Genomic DNA, 26,293 nt, shown 5'->3' with positions numbered 1-26,293 from the left:
GAAGAGATCAGGCGAGGAAGAGACGGTAGACGGGATTTTTCGTCTCTTCCCAGCACGGATAGCCGAGCGTTTCGATGAAGCGCTCGAACGCCACATGGTCGCTCCCGGGCACCTGAATGCCGACCAGAATCGAGCTGTAGTCCGCGCCCTGGTTGCGGTAATGGAACAGGCTGATGTTCCAGTTCGGCGCCATCGACGACAGGAATCTCATCAGCGCGCCCGGACGCTCGGGAAACTCGAAGCGAAACAGTCGTTCGTCGCGCGCGAGCGGCGAGCGGCCGCCGACCATGTAGCGGATGTGCTGCTTCGACAGTTCGTCGAAGGTCAGGTCGACGGTGGCAAAACCGTGCGCTTCGAAGGCGCCGGCGATCTGCGCCGATTCGCTGCGATTGCGGATCTGCACGCCGACGAAAATATGCGCCGAGTTCGCGTCGGCGATCCGGTAGTTGAACTCGGTGACGCTGCGCGTGCCGAGCAGCTCGCAGAAGCGCCTGAAGCTGCCGCGCTCTTCGGGGATCGTCACCGCGAAGACCGCTTCGCGCGCTTCGCCTACTTCCGCGCGTTCGGCGACGAAGCGCATGCGGTCGAAGTTCATGTTCGCGCCCGACGTGATCGCGATCAGCGTCTGGTTCTCGATGCCTTCCCGTTCGGCATACTGCTTGGCGCCGGCCACCGCGAGCGAGCCCGCCGGTTCGAGCACGCTGCGCGTGTCCTGGAACACGTCCTTGATCGCGGCGCACAGCGCATCGGTGTTCACCAGCAGCACTTCGTCGAGATATTCGCGGCACAGACGGAAGGTCTCTTCGCCGACGAGCTTCACCGCGGTGCCGTCGGAGAACAGGCCCACTTCGTTCAGCGTCACGCGCTCGCCCGCCTGCAACGACGCGGCCATCGCGCACGAATCATCGGTCTGCACGCCGATCACCTTGATCTCGGGGCGCACCGATTTCACGTATGCAGCGACACCGGCCGCGAGACCGCCGCCGCCGATCGGCACGAAGATCGCGTGAATCGGGCCCTGGTGCTGGCTGAGGATTTCCATCGCGACGGTGCCCTGGCCGGCGATCACGTAGGGATCATCAAACGGATGCACGAAAGTCAGGCCGCGCTCTTGCTGCAGCTTGACCGCGTGACCATAGGCGTCGCTATACGACTCACCGAACTGCACGACCTCGACGGTCGGCCCGCCGTGCGTGCGGATCGCGTCGACCTTGAGCTGCGGCGTCGTCACCGGCACAACAATGATCGCCTTCACGCCCATGCGTGCCGCCGACAACGCCACGCCCTGCGCGTGATTGCCCGCCGACGCGGTGATCACGCCGCGACTGAGCGCCTCGGCCGGAATATGCGCCATCTTGTTGTATGCGCCGCGCAGCTTGAACGAGAACACCGGCTGATTGTCCTCGCGCTTCAGATAGACCGGGTTGCGCAGCCGCGCCGACAGGTTCGGCGCGCGTTCGAGTTCGGTCTCGCGCGCCACATCGTAGACGCGCGCGGTCAGGGTCTTTTTCAGGTAGTCGTGGGAAGCCATGCGGGTGGCGCGGTGCGCTGTTAAGACGGGAAAACGTCAATGATAGCGCCAACGGTGCCCGCTCCGGCCGTTCCGCGCGCGCCGGGGAAGGGTGGCACGCCCCTAGCCCGGCCTTTTGTGAACGTTTGTGAACTGCATGATCGAAGTTTGCCAAGCCGTCCGGTCGGCCAATGAGACGGCGTGCGAAATAGCGCCAAACTCACCGCCAAATCCCCCGAACCCCCGCCGCCGCCCCGATTCCCGCCGGCAACGCGTGGCAGGATGATGCGGTAGAATTCCATTTTGGAATAAGGATCGGAAGATGCACTGGCAGCCTCGGATCGCCCATTTAATGCCCGTTCCGCGCGAATCGTGCCCCGCGGCGGAGCGGCATATCCGCCACGCGCGATCGTGTAGCTGTCTCTGAGCGCCGCGAAGCGACTGCCGTGAGTTGGCCGCCGGTCGTGTTCGCGCCCCTGGAAGCCCTAGAAGATTTCAAGCATTGCGCCCCACGCGCATTGTTGGCCGACGCCTCGTGACGAGCGCGCCAGGCCGACCTACCGAGTCGTCCAAACATGAACGCACCTCAAGTTTTCGATCCGCACGGCGCCGCCGCGGTGGCCGCCGATCCCGAAGCGCGTCTGCGCGAAATTCCTTACAACTACACGTCGTTCTCCGACCGCGAAATCGTCATCCGGCTGCTCGGCAACGAAGCCTGGGATGCGCTCGCCGAATTGCGCGCCGAACGCCGTACCGGCCGCTCGGCGCGCATGCTGTACGAAGTGCTCGGCGACATCTGGGTCGTGCGCCGCAATCCGTATCTTCAGGATGACCTGCTCGACAATCCGAAGCGCCGCGCGCTGCTGATCGAGGCGCTCAATCACCGCCTCGCCGAAATCGAAAAGCGCCGCCGCGCCGATCTGCGCGAACACGGCGACGAAGCCGGCGTCGATCGCGCCGCGCGCGTCGAAAAACTGGTGCAGGCCGCACGCCGCGCGATCGACCAATTCGCCAGCGAATTCCAGCAGACCTACGACCTGCGCCGCCGTTCCACGCGCGTGCTCGGCAAGGTCACGCAGAAAGACAACATCAAGTTCGACGGCCTGTCGCGCGTCTCGCACGTGACCGACGCGACCGACTGGCGCGTCGAATACCCGTTCGTCGTGCTGACGCCGGACTCCGAGGCCGAAATCGCCGGCATGATCAAGGCCTGCTTCGAACTCGGCCTGACCGTGATTCCGCGCGGCGGCGGCACCGGCTACACGGGCGGCGCGGTGCCGCTCACGCCGTTCTCGGCCGTCATCAACACCGAAAAGCTCGAACAGCTCGGCCCGGTTGAAATGACCGAATTGCCGGGCGTCGATCGCAAGGTGGCGACGATTTTCTCGGGCGCGGGCGTCGTCACGCGACGTGTGACCGAAGCGGCCGAGCAGGCCGGCTTCGTGTTCGCGGTCGACCCGACCTCGCTCGACGCGTCCTGCGTCGGTGGCAACGTCGCGATGAACGCGGGTGGCAAGAAGGCGGTGCTGTGGGGCACGGCGCTCGATAACCTCGCGTGGTGGCGCATGGTCGACCCGGAAGGGAACTGGCTCGAAGTCACGCGTCTCGAGCACAACATGGGCAAGATCCACGACATTGAAGTCGCGCGTTTCGAGCTCAAATGGTTCGACGGCAACTACGCGCCGGGCGAGAAACTGCTGCGCACCGAAGCGCTGGACATCAAGGGCCGTGTGTTCCGCAAGGAGGGCCTCGGCAAGGACGTCACCGACAAATTCCTCGCCGGTCTGCCGGGCGTGCAGAAGGAAGGCTGCGACGGCCTCATCACGTCCGCGCGCTGGGTGCTGCACAAGATGCCTGCGCATACGCGCACCGTCTGTCTCGAGTTCTTCGGCCAGGCGCGCGAGGCGATTCCGAGCATCGTCGAAATCAAGGACTACCTGTTCGAGACGTCGCGCCAGGGCGGCGCGATTCTCGCGGGTCTCGAGCATCTTGACGAGCGCTATCTGCGCGCGGTCGGCTATGCGACCAAGAGCAAACGCAACGCGTTTCCGAAGATGGTGCTGATCGGCGATATCGTCGGTAACGATGCGGACGCGGTCGCTCAGGCCACCTCGGAAGTCGTGCGCATGGCCAACGGCAAGAGCGGCGAAGGTTTCGTCGCCGTCAGCGCCGAGGCCCGCAAGCGCTTCTGGCTCGACCGCAGCCGTACGGCCGCGATCGCAAAGCACACCAACGCGTTCAAGATCAACGAAGACGTCGTGATTCCGCTCGACCGCATGGGCGAATACACGGACGGCATCGAACGCATCAATATCGAGCTGTCGCTGAAGAACAAGCTGCAACTGGTCGACGCGCTCGAAGCGTTCTTCAAGGGCGGCAAGCTGCCGCTCGGCAAGAGCGACGACGCGAACGAAATTCCGAGCGCCGAGCTGCTCGAAGATCGCGTGCAGCAGGCGCTCGACCTGCTCGCGCGCGTGCGCACGCGCTGGGAATTCGTGCGCGGCAAGCTCGACCTGTCGCTGCGCGAGGCGCAGCACTACCTGGTCGGCCTCGGCTACGAGTCGCTCGCCGAAAAGTTCGCTGATCGCGTCGACGCGCAACCTGACGCAACCGTATTCCACCTCGCGCAGGACCGCACGATTCGCGTGTCGTGGAAGCAGGAAATCCGCGCCGAATTGCGGCAGATTTTCAACGGCGGCGAGTTCGAGCCGATTCTCGACGAAGCCCAGGCGATCCACAAGCAGGTGCTGCGCGGCCGTGTGTTCGTCGCGCTGCACATGCACGCGGGCGATGGCAACGTCCACACGAACCTGCCGGTCAACTCCGATAACTACGAGATGCTGCAGGACGCGCACACGGCGGTCGCGCGCATCATGAAGCTCGCGCGTTCGCTCGACGGTGTGATCTCCGGCGAGCACGGCATCGGCATCACGAAGCTCGAATTCCTGACCGACGACGAGATCGGCGAATTCCGCAAGTACAAGCAGCGCGTCGATCCACATGGCCGCTTCAACGCGGGCAAGCTGCTCGAAGGCGCGGACCTGCGCAACGCGTACACGCCGAGCTTCGGCCTGATGGGCTACGAATCGCTGATCATGCAGCAGTCCGATATCGGCGCGATTTCCGAGTCGATCAAGGACTGTCTGCGCTGCGGCAAGTGCAAGCCCGTCTGCGCGACGCACGTGCCGCGCGCGAACCTGCTGTACAGCCCGCGCAACAAGATTCTCGCCACGTCCTTGCTGGTCGAGGCGTTCCTGTACGAAGAGCAGACGCGCCGCGGCGTGTCGATCAAGCACTGGGACGAGTTCAACGACGTCGCCGATCACTGCACTGTCTGCCACAAGTGCGTGACGCCGTGCCCGGTGAAGATCGACTTCGGCGACGTGACGATGAACATGCGCAACCTGTTGCGCAAGATGGGCAAGAAGAAGTTCAACCCGGGCAACGCCGCGGGCATGTTTTTCCTGAACGCGACCAACCCGCAGACCATCAACCTCGCGCGCACCGCGATGATGGGCGTCGGCTACAAGGCGCAGCGCCTCGGCAACGAAGTGCTGAAGAAGTTCGCGAAGAAGCAGACCGCGCATCCGCCCGCCACGGTCGGCAAGCCGGTGATCACGCAGCAGGTGATCCACTTCATGAACAAGAAGATGCCGGGCAACCTGCCGAAGAAGACCGCGCGCGCCTTGCTCGATATCGAGGACAACAAGATCGTCCCGATCATCCGCAATCCGAAGACGACCACCGCCGACACCGAAGCGGTGTTCTACTTCCCGGGCTGCGGCTCCGAGCGGCTGTTCTCGCAGGTTGGTCTCGCGACCCAGGCAATGCTATGGGAGGCGGGCGTGCAGACCGTGCTGCCGCCGGGCTACCTGTGCTGTGGCTATCCGCAGCGCGGCTCGGGCCAGTACGACAAAGCCGAGCAGATCGTCACCGACAACCGCGTGCTGTTTCACCGCGTCGCCAATACGCTGAACTACCTCGACATCAAGACGGTGGTGGTGTCGTGCGGCACGTGCTACGACCAGCTCGCCGGTTACGAATTCGAAAAGATCTTCCCGGGCTGCCGGATCATCGACATCCACGAGTATCTGCTGGAAAAAGGCATCAAGCTCGATGGCGTGAACGGCGTGCGCTACATGTACCACGACCCGTGCCATTCGCCGATCAAGACGATGGACCCGGTCAAGCTCGTCAATCAGCTGATGGGTTCGGAGCAGGACGGCTACAAGATCGAGAAGAACGACCGCTGCTGCGGCGAATCGGGCACGCTCGCGGTCACGCGTCCCGACATCTCGACCCAGGTGCGCTTCCGCAAGGAAGAAGAAATCCGCAAGGGCGCGGCGAAGCTGCGCGGCATCCCTCTCGTCGCCGAAGCGGGCGCGAACGCGATCAATCCGGCCAATGCATCGGCCGGCGCCGCGGGCGCGCCGAACGGTTCGGTGCTGAAGGCCGGCGACGGTCCGCAGCCTAATCAGGGAAACGCGGGTTCGACCGACGTCAAGATCCTTACGAGCTGCCCGTCGTGCCTGCAAGGGCTGTCGCGTTACAACGAAGACGCGGGTACCGAGGCGGACTACATCGTGGTCGAGATGGCACGTCACGTGCTCGGCGAAAACTGGATGGCGGACTACGTTCAACGGGCGAACAATGGCGGAATCGAGCGCGTGCTGGTTTAATGGCACGACCAACGATTTTTGCCGAGGACGACGATGGACTGCGTTTTTTGCCGTGAAGACGGCGGCGATGTGCTGTGGCAGGGCGACGCGCTGCGAGTCGTCCTCGCCGACGAACACGACTACCCGGGCTTTTGCCGGGTCATCTGGAACGCTCACGTTGCCGAGTTTTCGGATCTTTCTGCCGACGAGCGCGATCACGTGATGAAGGCCGTGTACGCGGTCGAGCGTGCGCAGCGACGCGTGATGCAGCCCGCGAAGGTCAATCTCGCGAGCCTCGGCAACCAGGTGCCGCACGTGCACTGGCACGTGATTCCGCGTTTCTCGAACGACGCGCATTTCCCCCTGCCGATCTGGGCGCCGCGCCAGCGCACGGTGTCCGAAGCGATGTTGTCGTCGCGCCGCGCGCAAGCCACGCTGCTGCGCGAAGCCGTGCGGCAGGAAATCGAACAGGCGCTGGGCTGAGCGTCGCTGAATCCGTCGCCGCGCATCGCCGGACTGCCGTCGGCGTGCGAGGCGGCCGATCCGACGTTATCACCTGCCGTTTATCTGATGAGGCCAACATGAGCGGATTGACTCCCGAGACGCCGGTGCCGACAGGCGTGATCTTGCATTCGAAGTCGCGCGTGCTCGAACTGCAGTACGCGAACGGCGAAGCGTATCGGCTGCCGTTCGAACTGCTGCGCGTGTATTCGCCGTCGGCGGAAGTGATGGGCCACGGGCCCGGCCAGGAAACGCTGCAGACCGGCAAGCGCGACGTGACGATCACGATGATCGAAGGCGTCGGCAACTACGCGCTGCAGCCGACCTTCTCCGATGGACACGCCACCGGCATCTATTCGTGGGACCTGCTGTACGACATGGCCGTGCGTCAGGATGAACTCTGGCGCGCGTATCTCGCCAAGCTGGCAGCGGCCGGCATCGACCGCGACACGCCGATGGTGCCCGCCGCCGCTGCGCACGGGCACTGTCACTGATACGATTCGCCCCCGAACGCCGCTCGAGCGGCGCAACATTCAAGAACACGCGAAAGGACGAGCGCGATGAGCAAAACCCACTTCGGCTTTCAATCGGTCGACGAACAGGACAAGGCGCAGAAGGTGGCGGGGGTGTTCCACTCGGTGGCCGCCAACTACGACCTGATGAACGACCTGATGTCGGGCGGATTGCACCGGGCGTGGAAGGTGTTCACGATCGCCCAGGCGAACGTGCGGCCGGGCTACAAGGTGCTCGACATCGCGGGCGGCACGGGCGACCTGTCGAAAGCATTCGCGAAACAGGCGGGCGAAACCGGCGAGGTCTGGCATACCGACATCAATGAATCGATGCTGCGCGTGGGCCGCGACCGGCTGATCGACAAGGGCATCATCACGCCGGCGCTGCTGTGCGATGCCGAGAAAATCCCGTTTCCGGACAACTACTTCGACGTCGTGACGGTCGCGTTCGGCTTGCGCAACATGACACATAAGGACATCGCGCTCGCCGAGATGCGTCGTGTGCTGAAACCGGCCGGGCGGCTGCTCGTGCTCGAGTTCTCGAAGGTATGGGATCCGCTGAAGAAGGTCTACGATCTGTATTCGTTCAAGGTGTTGCCGTGGCTCGGCGAGCGCTTCGCCAAGGACGCGGAAAGCTACCAGTACCTGGCGGAATCGATCCGCATGCATCCGGACCAGGAAACTTTGAAAACTATGATGGAACAAGCTGGTCTCGATGGCGTCAAATATTACAATTTGTCAGCTGGCGTGGTAGCTTTGCATGTGGGGACCAAATACTAGAGTCCCTAACCCATCGATTTTTAAAGGAAAGTGCGAAATGTCCGATTCGAATTTGTTATCCACTCGTAAGGTTAAGGGGGCGCTGGCGAGAAGAATCGGACTGATCGCGATGGTCGGTCTGCTGATGGCCGGCACTCTTGCCTCTCTCGACGCCGAAGCACGCCGCATGGGCGGAGGCCGCAGCTTCGGCCGTCAATCGAACAGTCTGCAGCAGCAGCGCCAGACGACGCCGCCGTCCCAGCCGGCGCAGAACAATCAGGCCACGCAGCAGAGCGCGCAGGCGGCGCCTGCGACTAAGCCCACGCCGCCCGCCGCGCCGAACCGCAATCGCTGGCTCGGGCCCATCGCCGGTCTCGCGGCCGGTCTCGGCATCGCCGCATTGCTGTCGCATTTCGGGCTCGGCGAGGCGTTCGCCGGCATGTTCGCGAACGTGATCGTGATCGCGTTGATCGCGATTGTGGTGATCTGGCTCATCCGCCGCTTCACCGGCCGTAAGCGCGATGCGGCGCAGCCTGCCTACGCGGGCACGGCGCCGTCGCTGAACACGAAAGGCACCGACTATATTCAGGAGCCGCGTTACACGGCGCCGCCCACCGGCTCGTATCTCGAACCGCAGGGCAACCCGTTGACCACGCCATCGCTCGGCGCGACGCCGTCGGTGCCGGCCGGCTTCGATTCGGAAGCGTTTCTGCGTAATGCCAAGGTGTACTTCGTGCGCCTGCAGGCGGCGTGGGACGTCGGCAACGTCGAGGACATCCGCGAATTCACGACGCCGGAAATGTTCGCCGAAGTGCGCGTCGATCTCGCGTCGCGCGGCACGCAGCCGAACCAGACCGACGTCGTGCAGTTGAACGCCGAGCTGCTCGGCGTCGAGGAGCGCGCGAACGAATACTTCGCGAGCGTGCGCTTCTCCGGTTTGATCCGCGAGGAGCCGGGCGCGGCGGCCGAGCCGTTCGTCGAAGTCTGGAATCTGACGAAGGCGAACCGCACTGGCGAAGGCTGGCTGCTTGCCGGCATCCAGCAGGTCGAGCAACACTGACATGCCGAAGCATCGAGTCGCGTTTGCCTCGAAAAGAGCCGGCCACGGCATAGCGATTCCTGACTTCGCGCATGGCTTAGGCCGTTCGGCATAGCAGGCCGCGAAGCGAACGGACGTTACAATGGGAGCCCGCGCAAGCACCTCGCTCGCGCGGGTTTTTTCTTGCCACCTTCGATGACCCTCGCCGCCAAGCCCTTCGCTGCTGCTGTCAATCATCTGCTCCTCCGCGAATCGTGGGCCCGCGAGCGCCTCGCCCCGTACGCGGGCAAGACCGCTCGCCTGTCATGTCAGCCGGTTGTGCTCGCGCTGCTCGTGCAGCCCGACGGCTATCTCGGTACGCTCGATGAAGCCGATGCGCATCAGTTCGACGTGACGATCTCGGTGCCGTCCGACGCACTGCCGGCCTTCCTGCAAGGTGGCCAGGCCGCGGTGATGAAGCACGTGAAGATCGAGGGCGACGCCGAGTTCGCGACCGTGATTGCGAAGCTCGCCGAGCATCTGCGCTGGGAGCCGGAGGAAGATCTCGCGAAGCTGATCGGTGATGGACCCGCGTGGCGCATCACGTCGCTAGTCCGCTCAGTCGGCGAGCATGTGCAGCGCACCGGTCGCAATCTGCTCGATACCGCCGCCGAGTACCTGCTCGACGAAAATCCGCAGCTGGTGCGCCGCACCGCGCTCGCTGACTTCAGCGTCGAGCTGGCGCGCGCGCGCGATTCGCTCGCGCGCGTCGAAAAGCGCATCGAGCGCATCGAACAGAAGGTCGAAGCCCGCGGCGCGCAAACGCCGGGCGGCGCCGCCACGTCGCGCGCCACGCGCTAGTCACCGGGCCCAGCCATGCGTTTTCTGCGTTTTCTCAAGATATTTTTCACGGTCATCCGCTTCGGCCTCGACGAAATGATGTTGAGCCGCATCAACGACCGGCGCGTGCGTCTGCTGCTGCGCATCACGACGCTTGGTCGCAAGTTCGATGCGCCGCCGGGCGTGCGTCTGCGGCTCGCGCTCGAAAGCCTCGGGCCGATCTTCGTCAAGTTCGGTCAGGTGCTGTCGACCCGTCGCGATCTGCTGCCGGTCGATATCGCCAACGAACTTGCCAAGCTGCAAGACCAGGTGCCGCCGTTCGATTCGGCGGTCGCGATCGCGCTCGTCGAAAAGTCGCTCGGCGCGCCGGTCGACGTACTGTTCGACGATTTCGAGCGGGTGCCGGTCGCGAGCGCGTCGATCGCACAGGTCCACTTCGCGAAGGTGAAGGCTGGCCAGCATGCGGGCAAGGCGGTCGCGGTGAAGGTGCTGCGCCCGAACATGCTGCCGGTGATCGATTCCGACCTCGCGCTGTTGCGCGACATCGCCGTGTGGGCCGAGCGTCTGTGGGCCGACGGCAAACGCCTGAAGCCGCGCGAGGTGGTCGCCGAATTCGACAAATACCTGCACGACGAGCTCGACCTGATGCGCGAGGCCGCCAACGGCAGCCAGTTGCGGCGCAACTTCCAGGGGCTCGACCTGCTGCTCGTGCCCGAGATGTACTGGGAGTTCTGCACGCCCACGGTGCTGGTGATGGAGCGCATGGTCGGCGTGCCGATCAGCCAGGTCGATACGTTGCGTGCGGCGGGCGTCGACATTCCGAAGCTCGCGCGCGAGGGCGTCGAAATTTTCTTCACGCAGGTGTTCCGCGACGGCTTTTTCCACGCCGACATGCACCCCGGCAACATTCAGGTGAGCCTCGATCCCGCGCACTTCGGCCGTTACATCGCGCTCGACTTCGGCATCATCGGCGCGTTGTCGGACTTCGACAAAAACTACCTCGCGCAGAACTTCCTCGCGTTCTTCAAGCGCGACTACCATCGCGTCGCGACGTTGCATCTGGAGTCGGGCTGGGTGCCACCGACCACCCGTGTGGAGGAGCTCGAAAGCGCGATCCGCGCGGTCTGCGAACCGTACTTCGATCGCGCACTGAAGGACATTTCTCTCGGCCAGGTGCTGCTGCGTCTGTTCTCGACGTCGCGGCGCTTTAACGTCGAGATCCAGCCGCAGCTCGTGTTGCTGCAAAAGACAATGCTGAACGTGGAAGGCCTCGGCCGTTCGCTCGATCCCGAACTGGATCTGTGGAAGACCGCGAAGCCCTATCTCGAGCGCTGGATGAACGAGCAGATCGGCTTGCGCGGCTGGTACGAGCGTCTGAAGATCGAGGCGCCGCAGTGGAGCAAGACGCTGCCGCAGTTACCGCGCCTCGTCCATAACATGCTGGCCGAGCACCATCATCCGGTGGGCGGCGCGAACGACGACGTGATCCGCCAGATCCTGCTCGAGCAAAAGCGCACCAACCGTCTGCTGCAAGGCCTGCTGCTGTTCGGCGTGGCGGTCGGCGTCGGCGCGATGCTGGCGCGTGCGTTCCTGGTACTGGCTTATGGAGGATAGATTCCGATGAGCGATCCGATCCAACCCTCCGCGCCCGATTTCGCGACCCGCGATCCCAGCTCGCCCGAGTTCTGGGACGAACGCTTCGAGCGTCATTTCACGCCGTGGGATCAGGCGGGCGTGCCGTCCGCGTTTCGCGCGTTCGCCGACCGGCACCGCGACGTCGCCGTGCTGATTCCAGGCTGCGGCAGCGCGCACGAAGCGGTATGGCTCGCGCGCCGGGGCATCCCGGTACGCGCGATCGACTTCTCGGCAGCCGCCGTCGCGGCGGCACGCGAGCAGCTCGGCGCGCATGCATCGCTGGTCGAGCAGGCGGATTTCTTCACCTATGCGCCACCGTTCGCACCGGCATGGATCTATGAGCGCGCATTCTTCTGCGCGCTGCCGCCGGAGCGCCGCGCCGACTACGCGCAGCGCATGGGCGAACTGCTGCCGGCCGGCGGGTTGCTGGCGGGCATCTTTTTCATCGGCGCGACGCCGAAAGGGCCGCCGTTCGGCGTCGAACGCGGCGAGCTCGATGCGCTGCTCACGCCATACTTCGAGCTGGTCGAAGACGAAGCGGTCGACGACTCGATCGCCGTATTCGCCGGACGCGAGCGCTGGCTCGCCTGGCGGCGTCGCGGCTAACGCCACGCGCGCCGCTCTTGAGAGGTCCGGAGGGCGTCCCCATCTGGCGCGGTGGCGGGCGCGTAGTGCGTCCGCTTCCCGAAATCCGGGGAACGGACATCGTTTGCGGCTATAATTCAAGGCTTTGCAAGCGTTTACAAGATTTCAGCAGGCATTTGGAGTAAGAAAGGATCATGCCGATCTACGCTTATCGTTGCGGGTCATGCGGTTTCGGGAAGGACGTGCTCCAGAAGATGAGCGACCCCCAGTTGACGCAGTGTCCCGAGTGCGGAAAAGACACCTTTAGCAAACAACTCACGGCCGCCGGCTTCCAGTTGAAAGGCTCCGGCTGGTACGTGACCGATTTCCGCGGCAGCACGAGCGCACCGGCCGCGTCGGAAGCGAAGTCCGAGCCGGCCGCAGCCGCTGCCCCGGCTGCATCGGCTGCCGCGCCCGCGGCGCCCGCCGCAGCGCCCGCCGCCACGAGCCCGAGCGGTTCCGGCAGCGCCTAGTGGGACTGCCGCCCCCCGCGGGCGGCGTATCTACCGCGCATGGGCTTCGGCCCGCGCAGCTTTCTGGCGGTACACATGACGACGAAGAAATTCACACTCAAATCGGTGTTTCTGACCGGCCTGCTGGTGCTGGTGCCCCTGGCCATCACACTGTGGGTGCTCGGTCTGATCATCGGCACGATGGACCAGACGCTGTTGCTGCTGCCTACCTCGTGGCAGCCGGAACGCACTATCGGCTATCGCTTGCCGGGCCTCGGCGCGGTGCTCACGCTCGCGTTCATCTTCGTCGTCGGGCTGTTGACGCAGAACTTCATTGGGCAGAAGCTCGTGAAGTGGTGGGAACTGCTGGTCGCGCACATTCCGGTGGTCGGCCCGCTCTACACCAGCGTGAAGCAGGTGTCCGACACGCTGCTGTCGAGCAGTGGCAATGCATTCCGCAAGGCGCTGCTGATCGAGTACCCGCGCCGCGGGTCCTATACGATCGCGTTTCTGACCGGCATCCCGGGCGGCGACGTGGCCAACCATCTGAAGGAAGATTACGTCAGCGTATACGTGCCGACCACGCCGAACCCGACGTCCGGCTTCTTCCTGATGGTGCCGAAAAGCGAAGTGATCGAGCTCGACATGACGGTCGACGCTGCGCTCAAGTACATTGTCTCGATGGGCGTCGTGGCGCCGTCCGCGCCGCCGCCGGCGCCGGTGCGCCGCGCCACCGTCGAGCCTCCGCTCTAATGCCGGCGCGCAACGCTACATGCAGGATCGTCCGCGGCGCGCTGTTCAACCAATGTAAAACGAAAGACAAACATCATGTCGATGAGATCTGAATACTGCGGTCTGGTGACCGAAGAACTGCTGGGCCAATCCGTCTCGCTGTGCGGCTGGGTAAGCCGCCGCCGCGACCATGGCGGCGTCATCTTCATCGACTTGCGCGATCGCGAAGGGCTCGTTCAGGTCGTCTGCGACCCGGATCGCGCGGACATGTTCAAGGTCGCCGAAGGCGTGCGCAACGAGTTCTGCGTGCAGGTCAAGGGTGTCGTGCGCGGCCGTCCGGAAGGCACGACCAATGCCTCGCTGAAGAGCGGCAAGATCGAAGTGCTGTGCCACGAGCTGATCGTGCTGAACGCGTCGGTCACGCCGCCGTTCCAGCTCGACGATGACAACCTGTCGGAAACCACGCGCCTCACGCATCGTGTGCTCGACCTGCGCCGTCCGCAGATGCAGCACAACCTGCGTCTGCGCTACCGCGTCGCGATCGAAGTGCGCAAGTACCTCGACGAGCAGGGCTTCATCGACATCGAAACGCCGATGCTGACGAAGAGCACGCCGGAAGGCGCGCGCGACTACCTCGTGCCGTCGCGTACGAACCCGGGCCAGTTCTTCGCGCTGCCGCAGTCGCCGCAGCTGTTCAAGCAGCTGCTGATGGTCGCGAACTTCGACCGTTACTATCAGATCACCAAGTGCTTCCGCGACGAAGACCTGCGCGCCGACCGTCAGCCGGAATTCACGCAGATCGACTGCGAGACCTCGTTCCTGTCGGAACAGGAAATCCGCGATCTGTTCGAGGCGATGATCCGTCACGTGTTCAAGACGACGATCGGTGTCGAGCTCGACGAGAAATTCCCGGTCATGGAATACGCGGAAGCGATGCGCCGCTTCGGTTCGGACAAGCCGGACCTGCGCGTGAAGCTCGAATTCACCGAGCTGACCGACGCGATGCGCGACGTCGACTTCAAGGTGTTCAGCACCCCGGCCAACACGAAGGACGGGCGCGTCGCGGCACTGCGCGTGCCGAAGGGCGGCGAGCTGTCGCGTGGCGACATCGACAGCTATACGGAATTCGTGCGCATCTACGGCGCGAAGGGCCTCGCATGGATCAAGGTCAATGAAGCGGCGAAGGGCCGTGACGGTCTGCAAAGCCCGATCGTGAAGAACCTGCACGACGAAGCGCTGAAGGCGATCGTCGTGCGCACTGGCGCACAAGACGGCGACATCATTTTCTTCGCGGCGGATCGCGCGAAGGTCGTCAACGACAGCCTCGGCGCGCTGCGTCTGAAGATCGGTCATTCGGAATTCGGCAAGGCCAACGGTCTCGTCGAGTCCGGCTGGAAGCCGCTGTGGGTCGTCGACTTTCCGATGTTCGAATACGACGAGGAAGATAACCGCTACGTCGCCGCGCATCACCCGTTCACGAGCCCGAAGGACGAGCACCTCGAGTACCTCGAAACGGACCCCGCGCGCTGCCTCGCGAAGGCCTACGACATGGTGCTGAACGGCTGGGAAATCGGCGGCGGCTCGGTGCGTATCTACCGTGAGGAAGTGCAGAGCAAGGTGTTCCGTGCGCTGAAGATCAACGCGGAAGAAGCGCAGGCAAAGTTCGGCTTCCTGCTCGACGCGCTGCAATACGGCGCGCCGCCGCACGGCGGTATCGCGTTCGGTCTGGACCGCATCGTTACGATGATGGCCGGCGCCGACTCGATCCGCGACGTGATCGCGTTCCCGAAGACGCAACGCGCGCAGGATCTGCTCACGCAGGCGCCGAGCGAAGTCGACGAGCGTCAGCTGCGCGAGCTGCACATCCGTCTGCGTACGCCGGAACCGAAGGCGTAAAACCGCGGCCGCCGCGCGCGGCCAGCCAGCGGTCTTGCGTGTGCCGGCCAGCGGGCCGGCGGCCGCAAAAAAACCACACGAGCGAAACGAAAAGGCGCTGAGGTGATCTCCACCTCAGCGCCTTTTTCATTTTTTGCGTTAAAGTGAAGCCGCCGCTTTCCAGACCCTTTCGACCGTCATCCGACATGTACCGCGCGTCTCGTCGCGCCCAGTTTGAGCCATGCCGAAACCGCCGAAAATCCCGCAGTCCGTCCTCGTCATCATTCATACGCCTGCGCTCGACGTGCTGCTGCTCGAGCGCGCCGATCATGCGGCGTTCTGGCAGTCGGTGACGGGTTCGAAAGACCGGCTCGACGAACCGCTCGCCGACACCGCGGTGCGCGAAGTCGGCGAGGAAACCGGCATCATGATCGGCGGCGCACTGGTGCCGCGCAGCGGGTTGTTCGACTGGCAGTACTCGATCGACTACGAGATCTACCCGGAATTTCGTTACCGCTACGAAGCGGGCGTGCTCTACAACACCGAGCACTGGTTCAGCCTGCAGGTCCCCGAGTGCATCGACGTGACGCTCGCGCCGCGCGAACACACCGCGTATATGTGGCTGCCATATGAAGAGGCCGCATCGCGCTGCTTTTCGTCGTCGAATGCCGATGCGATCCTGCAGTTGCCGCGGCGGCTCGCCGCACGCCTGGTCGACCCGCAATCCGGCCCGCTGGCCGGGGAGCGTGGCCAGTGAGCGCAGGCGGCTCGGGCCGTTTCGCGCGTCTGCGCCACACGTTGCTCGGCCGTCGTTACTGGCAGCGCTACCGCTTCACCAGTAACAACGAAGTCGAGCTGCTGCGCTCCGGCGACGATTTCTTCGATGCGCTGATCGAGCGCATCGACGCGGCCGAGCACAACGTCGCGCTCGAAACCTACATTTTCTGCGACGACGAAGCCGGCCACGCGGTCAGCGAGGCGCTGCTTCGCGCTGCCGCGCGCGGCGTCAGAGTGCGCGTGATCACCGATGGCGTCGGCACCGCGCGCCTGAAGATGTTCGAGCAATGGCCGGCTGGCGGCATCGAGCATCGCATCTACAACCCGCATCTGTTCGGCCGCTTCGGCTTTTCTCGCACGCACCGCAAGCTCGCGGTGATCGACGATCAGATCGCGTATTGCGGCGGCATCAATATCGTCGACGATTACGAGAACAACGGCGAGAAGCTGCCGTACCGGCGCTGGGACTTCGCGGTCGAGCTGCGCGGGCCGGTGGTCGCCGACGTGCGCGATGCAATCGAGGTGCAGTGGCGGCGGATTCGCGTCGGCCATCGGCCGCTCGATTCGATGAAGCCCGACCTGTCGCCGCAGGACGCCAACTCGCTTGGCAGTCTGCGCAGACGCCGGCGACGCCGCAACGAGGCACTGTGGGCCGGCGGCGAGCCGTGCGTCGCATTCGTCGCGCGCGATAACCTGATCAACCGCCGCGCGATCGAAAAAGCTTATCTGGCCGCGATCGGCCAGGCACGCCACGAAATCCTGCTCGCGAATCCGTACTTCATGCCGGGGCGCAAACTGCGTCGCGCGCTGGTGTTCGCGGCGCGGCGCGGCGTGGTCGTGAAGCTGATCATCGGGCGCAAGGAGTTCAAGGCGCTCGATTACGCCGTGCCGTTCCTGTACCACGCGCTGTTGCGCGCGGGCGTGCAGATCGCCGAATACGAGAAGACGCTGCTGCACGGCAAGGTCGCGGTGGTCGATTCGAACTGGGGCACGGTCGGTTCGTCGAATCTCGATGCGCTCAGCCTGATGCTGAACAACGAAGCGAACGTCGTGCTCGTGAACGATCCGTCGATCCCCAAACTGCGCGACGCGATCCTCGACGCGTTCACGGACGCGCGCCCAATCGATGAAGCGCACTACGAATCGCGACCGGCGCGCGTGCGTGCGCTGAGCTGGATCGCGTACACGAGCTACCGCATCGCGATGAAGCTGCTGACGGTGGGCGGCTACGACTAATACCGCTCGCACGAGAGCCCGCGCTTGCCGCATCATGTCGGCCATCAATCGGCGCCAGCGAACCGGGGCGAAAAAATAGAACACGCGCGCGCCAATCGGCAACCATCGATTCAAGGCAAACGCCTCTAAAAATCTGATTGATCTGATGGTCGAAAGCCGCAAAATTAGAAGCCGGTTAGAAACCGGTTTCTAATAAAGTCCTTGTTTCGCGGACGGCAAGCATTCAATAATAGTACGGCCGTTCGATTTTCAATTCGGTCACATTAGAACGGTAAAACAGCTATGCGAAAAGGCGAACAAACCCGAGCCGCGATTCTTGACGCAGCACTCGATCTGGCAGGCCGAGACGGACTCGAAGGTCTGACGATTGGTTTGCTGGCCGAGCGCATGCAGATGAGCAAGAGCGGTGTGTTCGCGCATTTCGGGTCGCGCGAGGATCTGCAGATCGAGGTCGTGCGCGAATACCACCGCCGTTTCGAAGACGAGGTGTTTTTCCCGAGCCTGCGCGAGCCGCGTGGTCTGCCGCGCTTGCGAGCGATGATTTCCCGCTGGATCGAGAAACGCATTCAGGAAGTCACGACCGGATGCATCTACATCAGCGGCGCCGTCGAATACGACGACCGCGCGGACAGCCAGGTGCGCGAGCAGTTGGTGTCGAGCGTGACGACGTGGCGTGCGGCGCTCACGCGCGCGATCTCGCAAGCGGTGGAAGAAGGGCATCTGCGCGCCGATACCGACCCGCAGCTGATGCTATTCGAACTGTATAGCGTCACGCTCGGCCTGCATCACGACGCGCGCTTTCTGCATCTGCCGGATGCGGTGCGTCTCACGTGGGCCGCGCTGGAAAAACTGATTGATTCGTATCAAAGCGAAAGCCGTTAGCGGCGTCGCCGGAATCTACCGGAAACGCGCGGCGCAGAAGGTCCGACCACGGACCCGGGCAACGGCCTGGCTTTTTGTCAAACTAGGGAGAGAGAGTCATGGGACAGTACGCCGCGCCGCTGCGCGACATGCAATTCGTGTTGCACGAACTGCTCAACGTCGAGGCCGAACTTCGGCAAATGCCGAAGCACGCCGAACTCGACGCCGACACGATCAACGCGGTGCTCGAGGAAGCGGGCAAGTTCTGTTCCGAAGTGCTGTTCCCGCTCAACCACAGCGGCGACCAGGAAGGCTGCACGTATGCCGGCGACGGCGTCGTGACCACGCCGAAGGGCTTCAAGGAAGCCTATCGGCAATACGTCGAAGCCGGCTGGCCGGCGCTTGGCTGCGACCCGGAATATGGCGGCCAGGGGCTGCCCGCGTTCGTCAACAACGCGCTCTATGAAATGCTGAACTCGGCGAATCAGGCGTGGACGATGTATCCGGGCCTGTCGCACGGCGCGTACGAATGCCTGCACGCGCACGGCACGCCGGAACTGCAGCAGCGCTATCTGCCGAAGCTCGTCGCAGGCGTCTGGACCGGCACGATGTGTCTGACCGAGCCGCATTGCGGCACCGACCTCGGCATTCTGCGCACGAAGGCCGAACCGAATGGCGACGGCTCGTACTCGATCAGCGGCACGAAGATTTTCATTTCGAGCGGCGAGCATGACATGGCGGAGAATATCGTTCACCTCGTGCTCGCGCGTCTGCCGGATGCGCCGAAGGGCACCAAGGGGATTTCGCTGTTCATCGTGCCGAAGTTCGTGCCGAACGAAGCGGGCGAGCCCGGCGAGCGCAACGGCGTGAAGTGCGGCTCGATCGAGCACAAGATGGGCATCCACGGCAACGCGACCTGCGTGATCAATCTCGACAACGCGAAGGGCTGGATGGTCGGCGAGCCGAACAAAGGCCTGAACGCGATGTTCGTGATGATGAACGCCGCGCGTCTTGGCGTCGGCATGCAGAGCCTCGGTCTCACCGAAGTCGCATATCAGAACTCGCTCACGTACGCGAAAGAGCGGCTGCAGATGCGTTCGCTGACCGGCCCGAAGGCGCCGGAAAAGGCCGCCGATCCGATCATCGTGCATCCGGACGTGCGCCGCATGCTGCTCACGCAGAAGGCCTACGCCGAAGCCGGCCGCGCGTTCACGTACTGGTCGGCGCTGCAGATCGACAAGGAGTTGTCGCACGCCGACGAAGCGGAGCGCAAGGAAGCCGCCGACCTCGTCGCGCTGCTCACGCCGATCCTGAAGGCGTTCCTGTCGGACAACGCGTTCGAAGGCACCAATCACGCGATGCAGATCTACGGCGGCCACGGCTTCATCGCCGAATGGGGCATGGAACAGTACGTGCGCGACGCGCGCATCAACATGATCTATGAAGGCACCAACGGCATCCAGTCGCTCGACCTGCTCGGCCGCAAGGTGCTCGGCGACATGGGCGCGAAGATGAAGAAGTTCGGCAAGCTCGTCGCCGAATTCGTCGAAGCCGAAGGCATCAAGCCGGAGATGCAGGAGTTCGTGAACCCGCTCGCGGACATCGGCGAAAAGGTGCAGAAACTGACGATGGAAATCGGCATGAAGGCGATGCAGAACCCGGACGAAGTCGGCGCCGCGGCGGTGCCGTATCTACGCACGGTCGGCCATCTGGTGTTCTCGTACTTCTGGGCGCGCATGGCTCGTATCGCGCTCGACAAACAGGCGTCGGGCGATCCGTTCTACAAGGCGAAGCTCGCGACCGCGCGTTTCTACTTCGCGAAGCTGCTGCCCGAAACGGCGATGACGATCCGCCAGGCGCGCGCCGGTTCGAAGCCGATGATGGACGTCGAAGAAGCGTTGTTCTGACGCTCGCACATCGAGCGAGGCCACACACATCGCGCGAAGCATGACTGACGCTTCGCGCCATCGCACAACTCTCCGGAGAAACGACGTGAGCAATCTGATCATTCGCAAGGTAGCCGTGCTCGGCGCCGGCGTGATGGGCGCGCAGATCGCCGCGCACCTGATCAACGCCAAGGTGCCCGTGCTGCTGTTCGACCTGCCCGCCAGGGAAGGCCCGAAGAACGGGATCGCGCTGAAGGCGATCGAGAATCTGAAAAAGCAGTCGCCGGCGCCATTCGGCGTGAAGGACGACGCGCAATACATCCAGCCCGCGAACTACGACGACGACATCGCGAAGCTCGCCGAATGCGACCTCGTGATCGAAGCGATCGCCGAACGCATGGACTGGAAGCACGACCTGTACAGGAAGGTCGCGCCGCTCCTCGGCCCGAACGCGATTTTCGCGACCAATACGTCGGGGCTGTCGATCACCGCACTGTCCGAAGGTTTCGCGGACGAACTGAAGGCGCGCTTCTGCGGCGTGCACTTCTTCAATCCGCCGCGCTACATGCATCTGGTCGAACTGATCCCGACCGCGACAACGCGTCCGGAAATTCTCGATCAGCTCGAAACCTTCCTGACCAGCGTGGTCGGCAAGGGCGTCGTGCGCGCGAAAGATACGCCGAACTTCATCGCGAACCGCGTCGGCGTGTTCTCGATCCTTGCGGTGATTGCCGAAGCCGCGAAGTTCGGCCTGCGTTTCGACGAAGTGGACGACCTGACCGGCGCGCGCCTCGGCCGCGCGAAGTCGGCGACGTTCCGCACCGCCGACGTGGTCGGTCTCGACACGATGGCGCACGTGATCAAGACGATGCAGGACACGCTGCCGGACGATCCGTTTCTGCCGGTCTACGAAACGCCGGCCGTGCTCGCCGAACTGGCGAAGAAGGGCGCACTCGGTCAGAAGACCGGCGCCGGCTTCTACAGGAAGGAAGGCAAGGCGATCAAGGTGCTCGATCCGAACACGGGTGCGTATATCGACGGAGGCGGGAAGGCAGACGAACTCGTCGGCCGCATCCTGAAGCGTCCGGCTGCCGAGCGGCTGAAGCTGTTGCGCGAAACGCAGCACCCGCAGGCGCAGTTCCTGTGGTCGATCTTCCGCGACGTCTATCACTACATCGCCGTCCATCTGGAATCGATCGCCGACAACGCGCGCGACGTCGATCTCGCGATCCGCTGGGGCTTCGGCTGGAACGAAGGTCCGTTCGAAGGCTGGCAGACGGCCGGCTGGAAGCAGGTCGCCGAATGGGTGCAGGAAGACATCGCGGCGGGCAAGGCGCTCGCCAACGTGCCGCTGCCGTCATGGGTGCTCGAAGGCGCGGTTGACGAGAAGGGCGGCGTGCACACGGCTGAAGGCTCATGGTCGCCGGCCACGCAGACCTTCGTGCCGCGCTCGTCGCTCGACGTGTACAGCAAGCAGGTGTTCCGCGCGCCGCTCGTCGGCGAAACCGGCGCCGATCCGAAGACCTACGGCAAGACGCTGTTCGAGACCGATGCAGTGCGCGCATGGGTCGACGATCGCGCGGGCGAGGACGACGTGCTGATCGTGTCGTTCAAGAGCAAGATGAACACGATCGGACCGGCGGTGATCGAAGGGCTCACGCAGGCGATCGAACTGGCCGAGAAGGACTACAAGGCCCTCGTCGTGTGGCAGCCCACATCGCTGAAGCTCGGCACGCCGGGCGGTCCGTTCTCGGCGGGCGCGAACCTCGAAGAAGCGATGCCCGCGTTTATGATGGGTGGCGCGAAGGGCATCGAGCCGTTCGTGAAGAAATTCCAGCAGGGCATGCTGCGCGTGAAGTACGCGAACGTGCCGGTGATTTCGGCGATCTCGGGCATCGCGCTCGGCGGCGGCTGCGAACTCGCGCTGCACAGCGCGAAGCGCGTCGCGCACATCGAGAGCTATCTGGGTCTCGTCGAAGTCGGCGTGGGTCTGGTGCCGGCGGGCGGCGGCCTGAAGGAAGCGGCGCTGCGCGCGGCCGAAGCGGCAAGCCAGGTCGGCGCGACGAACGATCTGCTGAAGTTCATGCAGAAGTCGTTCGAGAACGCGGCGATGGCGAAGGTGTCGACCTCCGCGCTCGACGCCCGCGCGATGGGCTACCTGAAGCCTTCCGACACGATCGTCTTCAACGTGTTCGAACTGCTCGACGTCGCGAAGAAGGAAGCGCGCGCCCTCGCCGCGGCGGGCTACCGTGCGCCGCTGCGCGCGACGCAAGTGCCGGTCGCGGGCCGCTCGGCGATTTCGACGATCAAGGCGTCGCTCGTCAACATGCGCGACGGCCACTTCATCAGCGAGCACGATTTCCTGATCGCGAGCCGCATCGCGGAAGCGATGTGCGGCGGCGACGTCGAAGCGGGCAGCCTCGTCGACGAAGAATGGCTGCTGCAACTCGAGCGTCGCGCGTTCGTCGAGCTGCTCGGCACGCAGAAGACGCAGGAACGGATCATGGGCATGCTGCAGACCGGCAAGCCGGTGCGCAACTGAGCGACTTGCCGACAAAGGAGATTCCCAAATGGCAAAGCAATTGCAAGACGCATACATCGTCGCCGCGAGCCGTACGCCGATCGGCAAGGCGCCGCGCGGCATGTTCAGGAACACACGTCCGGATGAGCTGCTGGTTCACGCGATCAGGTCGGCCGTCGCTCAGGTGCCCGGCCTCGACACCGGCGTGATCGAAGACGCGATCGTCGGTTGCGCGATTCCGGAAGCGGAGCAGGGTCTGAATGTCGCGCGAATCGGCGCGCTGCTCGCGGGCCTGCCGAACACGGTCGGCGGCGTCACGGTGAACCGCTTCTGCGCGTCGGGTCTGACCGCGCTCGCGATGGCCGCGGACCGCATCCGCGTCGGCGAGGCCGATGCGATGATCGCGGGCGGCTGCGAATCGATGAGCATGGTGCCGATGATGGGCAACAAGCCGTCGCTGTCGCCGCATATCTTCGATCGCAACGAAGACGTCGGCATCGCGTACGGCATGGGCCTGACCGCGGAGAAGGTCGCCGAGCGCTGGAAGATCAGCCGCGAAGCGCAGGACGCGTTCTCGGTCGAATCGCACCGCCGCGCGATCGCCGCGCAGCAAGCCGGCGAATTCAACGACGAAATCGCCGCGTACACGCTCACCGAGCGGTTTCCCGATCTCGCGACCGGCGAAATCAGCGTGAAGGCGCGCGACGTGTCGCTTGACGAAGGTCCGCGCACGGACACGTCGATGGAAGGCCTGGCGAAGCTGCGCGCGGTATTCGCGAACAAAGGCTCGGTCACGGCCGGCAACAGCTCGCAGACGTCGGACGGCGCGGGCGCGTTGATCGTCGTGTCGGAAAAAATCCTCAAGCAGTTCAACCTGACGCCGCTCGCGCGCTTCGTCAGCTTCGCGGTGCGCGGCGTGCCGCCGGAAATCATGGGCATCGGCCCGAAGGAAGCGATTCCGGCCGCGCTGAAAGCCGCCGGCCTGAAGCAGGACGACCTCGACTGGATCGAGCTGAACGAGGCGTTTGCCGCGCAGTCGCTCGCGGTGATCCAGGACCTCGGCCTCGATACGTCGAAGATCAACCCGCTCGGCGGCGCTATCGCACTGGGCCATCCGCTCGGCGCGACCGGCGCGATTCGTGCGGCGACCGTGGTGCACGGCCTGCGCCGCCGCAACTACAAGTACGGCATGGTGACGATGTGCGTCGGTACCGGCATGGGCGCGGCGGGCATCATCGAGCGTCTGTGAGCCGCTGATCGAACGGGGATCCCTCTGTGATCCACCAGGGACCGCGCAACGGTTCGCAGGCCGCCCGGCTTGCGAACCGTTTTTACATTCAGCAGGAGCACAAGGAGATGAACGGGATGACGACGGATATTCTGGTCGAGCGCGCCGACGCGGTGCTGACCATCAGCTTCAACCGGCCCGCCAGGAAAAACGCGATCACGGCCGCGATGTATCAGACGATGGCCGACGCGCTCATAGAAGCGCAGGGCGACGCGTCGGTGCGCGCGATCCTGATTCGCGGCAGCGCGGGCATGTTCAGCGCGGGCAACGATCTCGAGGACTTCATGAAGTCGCCGCCGGTTGGCGAAACCTCGCCGGTGTTCCAGTTCCTGCGCACGCTGGGTTCTGCGGAAAAACCGGTGGTGGCGGCGGTCGCGGGGCCGGCGGTCGGCATCGGCACGACGCTGCTGCTGCATTGCGATCTGGTCTACGCGGCCGACACCGCGAGCTTTTCGCTGCCGTTCACGCAGCTCGGGCTGTGCCCGGAAGCAGCGTCGAGCCTGTTGCTGCAGCGCGTGGCCGGCTATCAGGCGGCGGCGGAAAAACTGCTGCTCGGCGAGGCGTTCGACGCGGCCGAAGCGCACCGCATGGGCTTCGTGAATCGCGTGCTGCCGGCGGGCGAAGTCGACGCGTTCGCGGCGTCGCAGGCCGCGAAGCTGGCGACGCTGCCGGCGTCGTCGTTGCGCGTGACGAAGAGCCTGATGAAGCGCGCGAGCCAGCAGGAACTGCAGACCCAGATGACCGAGGAAGCCGTGCACTTCGGCAAGATGCTGCTTGCGCCCGAAGCGCGCGAGGCGTTCAAGGCGTTCTTCGAGAAGCGCAAGCCGGATTTTCGGCGGTTCGACTGAGGGGTGTGCGACGCAGGCGGGCTTCGTGTGGGTTAGCCGTGAATCGTCGCTGCGCCGCGTCAATCGCTCAAACTTGCTGGTGCCACGTGTCGTAATCGACGTAGCTGCCTTCGCGGCAGAAGCTCACGAGCCGCACGCCCGCCTCACGCGCGATCGCAATCGCGAGCGACGACGGCGCCGAGATCGTCGCGACCATCGGCACGTCGATGCGCGCGGCCTTGCGCACCAGCTCGTAGCTCGCGCGGCTCGACAGAAACACGAAACCGTCACGCGTATCGGCGCGATCGAGCACGAGCTGGCCGATCAGCTTGTCGAGCGCGTTGTGGCGGCCGACGTCCTCGAACGCATGGTGGATCGCGCCTTGCGCGTCGCACCACGCGGCCGCGTGCAGTCCGCCCGTCAAACGAGTGAGCGCCTGGTGCTCGGGCAGCGCGCGCGCGGCGCGTGCGATCGCATCAGGCGCGAGCCGCTGCAAGAAGCCAGTGTCGGGTACACGCTGCGGTTTCAGATCCAGCAGATCGATGCTTTCGATGCCGCACACGCCGCACCCGGTGCGCCCGGCGAGCGCGCGGCGCTTTTCCTTCAAACCGGCGAATGCCTGCTGCACGACCTGCAATTGCACCTCGGCATGCGGCAGCTCGCCGTCCTCGTGCAGTTCGACCTCGATGTCCTGAATGTCGCTGCCGCGCTCGACGATCCCCTCCGAAATCGCGAAGCCGACCGCGAACGCTTCGAGATCGCGCGGCGTGCACATCATCACCGCGTGCGAGATGCCGTTGAACACGAGCGCGACGGGCCACTCCTGGCCGACGTGATCGGTGGCGGTTTCAACCGCCGCGCCACGATGGCGGCGCACTTCGAGTTGCACTACGCCGGGTTGTTCGTCGCTGTCCCGGGCGTGGGGCTGGGCCTTCGCCCCCACGGTTGCGCGATCGTTTTCCTGTCCGTTCAAGCTGCTTTACTCCTGTATCATGCCGCGCGTCAAAGGGTGCGCCGGCCTCGCCGTATGCTTCGCGGCGGCCGCCGCGCTGGGCGCCGTCGCGCGAATAAGGTTCTAAAATACCTCAAGCGACGCCCGCACGCTGTCCGTCACCGACAAGGAGCACTGACATGGGACTCAACGAAGCACCGCTTCTGTTCGACTTCGAAGTCGCGTCTTCGGAGAATTTCACTTATATCCCGATGTCGGTGCGCTTCAATCTCGACCGTTTCGGGCTGCGCATCACGCTCGCGCAGTGGCAGCAACTGCCGCTCGAAGATCGCAAGCTGCTCGCGCGTTTCCCGGTCGAAGAAGACACGCAGATCGAACCGAATTTCGATCACGCGCTGTTCGAGATGCTGCGCACGCACGCGAACGTCGAACCGGAGTGGTTTACGCCGGAGGAGTCGCCGGCCTGGCGTCAAACCGACAGCGTGCCCGACGGTGTCGCGCATCAGGCGGGGCTGGCCGGTCTCGCCGCGCCGAGCGTCGCGCGCTGGGCCGAGCTCGATCCTTTCAAACGCTATGTGCTCGCGAAGCTGTCGCGCAAGCCCGAGGCGAGCCACGATTTCGTCCCGGCAATGAAGGAATTTGGAGCGGCCGGCTAGGCGCGGCCGGCTAGGTGCGGCCGGCTAGGTGCGGCCGGCTAGGTGCGGCCGGCTAGCCGCTCCCAGCCAGGCGCCCCCACCAACTCGCAGCCTTCCCCCAAATCATCAGATTTTTTTCACGCCGACCCTCAACCCGCTTCCGATCGCTGCCGATAACCAAAGGTTGGCGCGTA

At 64.4% G+C, this 26,293-nt stretch carries 21 protein-coding genes; 19 read left to right on the top strand and 2 right to left on the bottom strand.

All coding sequences use genetic code 11. From position 1 onward, the window contains the following. Positions 1 to 7: 7 nt before the first annotated feature. Positions 8 to 1,531 carry a threonine ammonia-lyase, biosynthetic gene (gene ilvA / locus OKW44_RS25110; RefSeq protein WP_018419390.1) on the bottom strand — a complete coding sequence of 508 codons (1,524 nt, stop codon included), beginning with the start codon at positions 1,529 to 1,531 and terminating at the stop codon, positions 8 to 10. A gap of 554 nt (positions 1,532 to 2,085) precedes the next feature. On the opposite strand from ilvA, the gene OKW44_RS25105 reads away from it, so the two are divergent. The 18 genes from OKW44_RS25105 to OKW44_RS25020 all read left to right on the top strand — a co-directional run bounded on the left by OKW44_RS25105 (position 2,086) and on the right by OKW44_RS25020 (position 24,533). After that, positions 2,086 to 6,189, top strand: coding sequence for a DUF3683 domain-containing protein (locus tag OKW44_RS25105; RefSeq protein WP_018419391.1), 4,104 nt, complete (start codon positions 2,086 to 2,088; stop codon positions 6,187 to 6,189). 33 nt (positions 6,190 to 6,222) lie between these two features. Further along, complete coding sequence (locus OKW44_RS25100; RefSeq protein WP_018419392.1) at positions 6,223 to 6,651, top strand: HIT family protein; 429 nt, start codon at positions 6,223 to 6,225, stop codon at positions 6,649 to 6,651. A 98-nt stretch (positions 6,652 to 6,749) separates the two neighbouring features. Then, positions 6,750 to 7,163, top strand: a complete 414-nt coding sequence (locus OKW44_RS25095; RefSeq protein ID WP_018419393.1) for a gamma-butyrobetaine hydroxylase family protein — start codon at positions 6,750 to 6,752, stop codon at positions 7,161 to 7,163. 66 nt (positions 7,164 to 7,229) lie between these two features. Next, positions 7,230 to 7,961 (top strand): bifunctional demethylmenaquinone methyltransferase/2-methoxy-6-polyprenyl-1,4-benzoquinol methylase UbiE, encoded by a 732-nt coding sequence (gene ubiE / locus OKW44_RS25090; protein WP_018419394.1) that lies wholly within the window; start codon positions 7,230 to 7,232, stop codon positions 7,959 to 7,961. A gap of 37 nt (positions 7,962 to 7,998) precedes the next feature. Beyond that, a complete protein-coding gene (locus tag OKW44_RS25085) occupies positions 7,999 to 9,000 on the top strand; it encodes a Tim44 domain-containing protein (protein ID WP_026225596.1) in 1,002 nt (333 codons plus the stop codon). 174 nt (positions 9,001 to 9,174) lie between these two features. Next, positions 9,175 to 9,819 carry a ubiquinone biosynthesis accessory factor UbiJ gene (locus OKW44_RS25080; protein WP_018419396.1) on the top strand — a complete coding sequence of 215 codons (645 nt, stop codon included), beginning with the start codon at positions 9,175 to 9,177 and terminating at the stop codon, positions 9,817 to 9,819. A 15-nt stretch (positions 9,820 to 9,834) separates the two neighbouring features. Next, positions 9,835 to 11,412, top strand: a complete 1,578-nt coding sequence (gene ubiB, locus OKW44_RS25075) for a ubiquinone biosynthesis regulatory protein kinase UbiB (RefSeq protein ID WP_018419397.1) — start codon at positions 9,835 to 9,837, stop codon at positions 11,410 to 11,412. 6 nt (positions 11,413 to 11,418) lie between these two features. Further along, positions 11,419 to 12,039: a methyltransferase domain-containing protein gene (locus tag OKW44_RS25070; RefSeq protein WP_018419398.1), complete on the top strand. Its 621-nt coding sequence runs from the start codon at positions 11,419 to 11,421 to the stop codon at positions 12,037 to 12,039. 173 nt (positions 12,040 to 12,212) lie between these two features. Continuing rightward, the gene (locus OKW44_RS25065; protein ID WP_018419399.1) at positions 12,213 to 12,530 is read left to right on the top strand and encodes an FmdB family zinc ribbon protein; all 318 of its coding nucleotides are present in this window, start codon (positions 12,213 to 12,215) and stop codon (positions 12,528 to 12,530) included. Positions 12,531 to 12,605: 75 nt separating this feature from the next. Beyond that, positions 12,606 to 13,262, top strand: coding sequence for a DUF502 domain-containing protein (locus OKW44_RS25060; protein ID WP_026225597.1), 657 nt, complete (start codon positions 12,606 to 12,608; stop codon positions 13,260 to 13,262). Between the two features lie 75 nt (positions 13,263 to 13,337). Further along, positions 13,338 to 15,137, top strand: coding sequence for an aspartate--tRNA ligase (aspS, locus tag OKW44_RS25055; protein ID WP_018419401.1), 1,800 nt, complete (start codon positions 13,338 to 13,340; stop codon positions 15,135 to 15,137). Between the two features lie 220 nt (positions 15,138 to 15,357). Then, positions 15,358 to 15,873, top strand: a complete 516-nt coding sequence (gene nudB / locus OKW44_RS25050) for a dihydroneopterin triphosphate diphosphatase (RefSeq protein ID WP_018419402.1) — start codon at positions 15,358 to 15,360, stop codon at positions 15,871 to 15,873. Continuing rightward, positions 15,870 to 17,129: a cardiolipin synthase ClsB gene (gene clsB, locus OKW44_RS25045; RefSeq protein WP_018419403.1), complete on the top strand. Its 1,260-nt coding sequence runs from the start codon at positions 15,870 to 15,872 to the stop codon at positions 17,127 to 17,129. Before nudB ends, clsB begins: the two co-directional genes overlap by 4 nt. Positions 17,130 to 17,411: 282 nt before the next feature. After that, positions 17,412 to 18,011: a TetR/AcrR family transcriptional regulator gene (locus OKW44_RS25040; RefSeq protein ID WP_018419404.1), complete on the top strand. Its 600-nt coding sequence runs from the start codon at positions 17,412 to 17,414 to the stop codon at positions 18,009 to 18,011. 98 nt (positions 18,012 to 18,109) lie between these two features. Further along, positions 18,110 to 19,897, top strand: a complete 1,788-nt coding sequence (locus OKW44_RS25035; protein WP_018419405.1) for an acyl-CoA dehydrogenase C-terminal domain-containing protein — start codon at positions 18,110 to 18,112, stop codon at positions 19,895 to 19,897. An 85-nt stretch (positions 19,898 to 19,982) separates the two neighbouring features. Then, positions 19,983 to 22,418 (top strand): 3-hydroxyacyl-CoA dehydrogenase/enoyl-CoA hydratase family protein, encoded by a 2,436-nt coding sequence (locus tag OKW44_RS25030; protein ID WP_018419406.1) that lies wholly within the window; start codon positions 19,983 to 19,985, stop codon positions 22,416 to 22,418. A 28-nt stretch (positions 22,419 to 22,446) separates the two neighbouring features. After that, entirely contained in the window at positions 22,447 to 23,646 is a 1,200-nt protein-coding gene (locus OKW44_RS25025) for an acetyl-CoA C-acyltransferase (RefSeq protein WP_018419407.1), read from the top strand. 116 nt (positions 23,647 to 23,762) lie between these two features. Next, positions 23,763 to 24,533 carry an enoyl-CoA hydratase gene (locus OKW44_RS25020; RefSeq protein WP_026225598.1) on the top strand — a complete coding sequence of 257 codons (771 nt, stop codon included), beginning with the start codon at positions 23,763 to 23,765 and terminating at the stop codon, positions 24,531 to 24,533. 67 nt (positions 24,534 to 24,600) lie between these two features. Here the strand turns inward: OKW44_RS25020 and fdhD are convergent, their stop codons facing one another. After that, positions 24,601 to 25,485 carry a formate dehydrogenase accessory sulfurtransferase FdhD gene (fdhD, locus tag OKW44_RS25015; protein WP_018419409.1) on the bottom strand — a complete coding sequence of 295 codons (885 nt, stop codon included), beginning with the start codon at positions 25,483 to 25,485 and terminating at the stop codon, positions 24,601 to 24,603. Between the two features lie 158 nt (positions 25,486 to 25,643). Here fdhD and OKW44_RS25010 point away from each other — a divergent pair, with 158 nt between their 5' ends. Further along, positions 25,644 to 26,120: a nitrate reductase associated protein gene (locus OKW44_RS25010; RefSeq protein ID WP_018419410.1), complete on the top strand. Its 477-nt coding sequence runs from the start codon at positions 25,644 to 25,646 to the stop codon at positions 26,118 to 26,120. The last annotated feature ends 173 nt before the right edge of the window (positions 26,121 to 26,293 follow it).

This window comes from Paraburkholderia lebeckiae (assembly GCF_050436325.1).
GTDB lineage: Bacteria > Pseudomonadota > Gammaproteobacteria > Burkholderiales > Burkholderiaceae > Paraburkholderia > Paraburkholderia tuberum.
The sequence above is the reverse complement of the archived record's forward strand: the minus strand, read 5'-3'. Positions and strand labels throughout refer to the sequence as shown.

What these genes read in the sequence shown, in the direction of transcription:
- OKW44_RS25070 (WP_018419398.1), top strand. Translation starts at nt 11,419, where the DNA reads ATGAGCGATCCGATCCAACCCTCCGCGCCCGATTTCGCGACCCGCGAT.
- OKW44_RS25085 (WP_026225596.1), top strand. Translation starts at nt 7,999, where the DNA reads ATGTCCGATTCGAATTTGTTATCCACTCGTAAGGTTAAGGGGGCGCTG.
- OKW44_RS25100 (WP_018419392.1), top strand. Translation starts at nt 6,223, where the DNA reads ATGGACTGCGTTTTTTGCCGTGAAGACGGCGGCGATGTGCTGTGGCAG.
- OKW44_RS25080 (WP_018419396.1), top strand. Translation starts at nt 9,175, where the DNA reads ATGACCCTCGCCGCCAAGCCCTTCGCTGCTGCTGTCAATCATCTGCTC.
- OKW44_RS25035 (WP_018419405.1), top strand. Translation starts at nt 18,110, where the DNA reads ATGGGACAGTACGCCGCGCCGCTGCGCGACATGCAATTCGTGTTGCAC.
- OKW44_RS25065 (WP_018419399.1), top strand. Translation starts at nt 12,213, where the DNA reads ATGCCGATCTACGCTTATCGTTGCGGGTCATGCGGTTTCGGGAAGGAC.
- ubiB (WP_018419397.1), top strand. Translation starts at nt 9,835, where the DNA reads ATGCGTTTTCTGCGTTTTCTCAAGATATTTTTCACGGTCATCCGCTTC.
- OKW44_RS25060 (WP_026225597.1), top strand. Translation starts at nt 12,606, where the DNA reads ATGACGACGAAGAAATTCACACTCAAATCGGTGTTTCTGACCGGCCTG.
- OKW44_RS25040 (WP_018419404.1), top strand. Translation starts at nt 17,412, where the DNA reads ATGCGAAAAGGCGAACAAACCCGAGCCGCGATTCTTGACGCAGCACTC.
- OKW44_RS25020 (WP_026225598.1), top strand. Translation starts at nt 23,763, where the DNA reads ATGACGACGGATATTCTGGTCGAGCGCGCCGACGCGGTGCTGACCATC.
- ilvA (WP_018419390.1), bottom strand. Translation starts at nt 1,531, where the DNA reads ATGGCTTCCCACGACTACCTGAAAAAGACCCTGACCGCGCGCGTCTAC.
- aspS (WP_018419401.1), top strand. Translation starts at nt 13,338, where the DNA reads ATGTCGATGAGATCTGAATACTGCGGTCTGGTGACCGAAGAACTGCTG.
- OKW44_RS25010 (WP_018419410.1), top strand. Translation starts at nt 25,644, where the DNA reads ATGGGACTCAACGAAGCACCGCTTCTGTTCGACTTCGAAGTCGCGTCT.
- ubiE (WP_018419394.1), top strand. Translation starts at nt 7,230, where the DNA reads ATGAGCAAAACCCACTTCGGCTTTCAATCGGTCGACGAACAGGACAAG.
- nudB (WP_018419402.1), top strand. Translation starts at nt 15,358, where the DNA reads ATGCCGAAACCGCCGAAAATCCCGCAGTCCGTCCTCGTCATCATTCAT.
- OKW44_RS25025 (WP_018419407.1), top strand. Translation starts at nt 22,447, where the DNA reads ATGGCAAAGCAATTGCAAGACGCATACATCGTCGCCGCGAGCCGTACG.
- OKW44_RS25095 (WP_018419393.1), top strand. Translation starts at nt 6,750, where the DNA reads ATGAGCGGATTGACTCCCGAGACGCCGGTGCCGACAGGCGTGATCTTG.
- OKW44_RS25105 (WP_018419391.1), top strand. Translation starts at nt 2,086, where the DNA reads ATGAACGCACCTCAAGTTTTCGATCCGCACGGCGCCGCCGCGGTGGCC.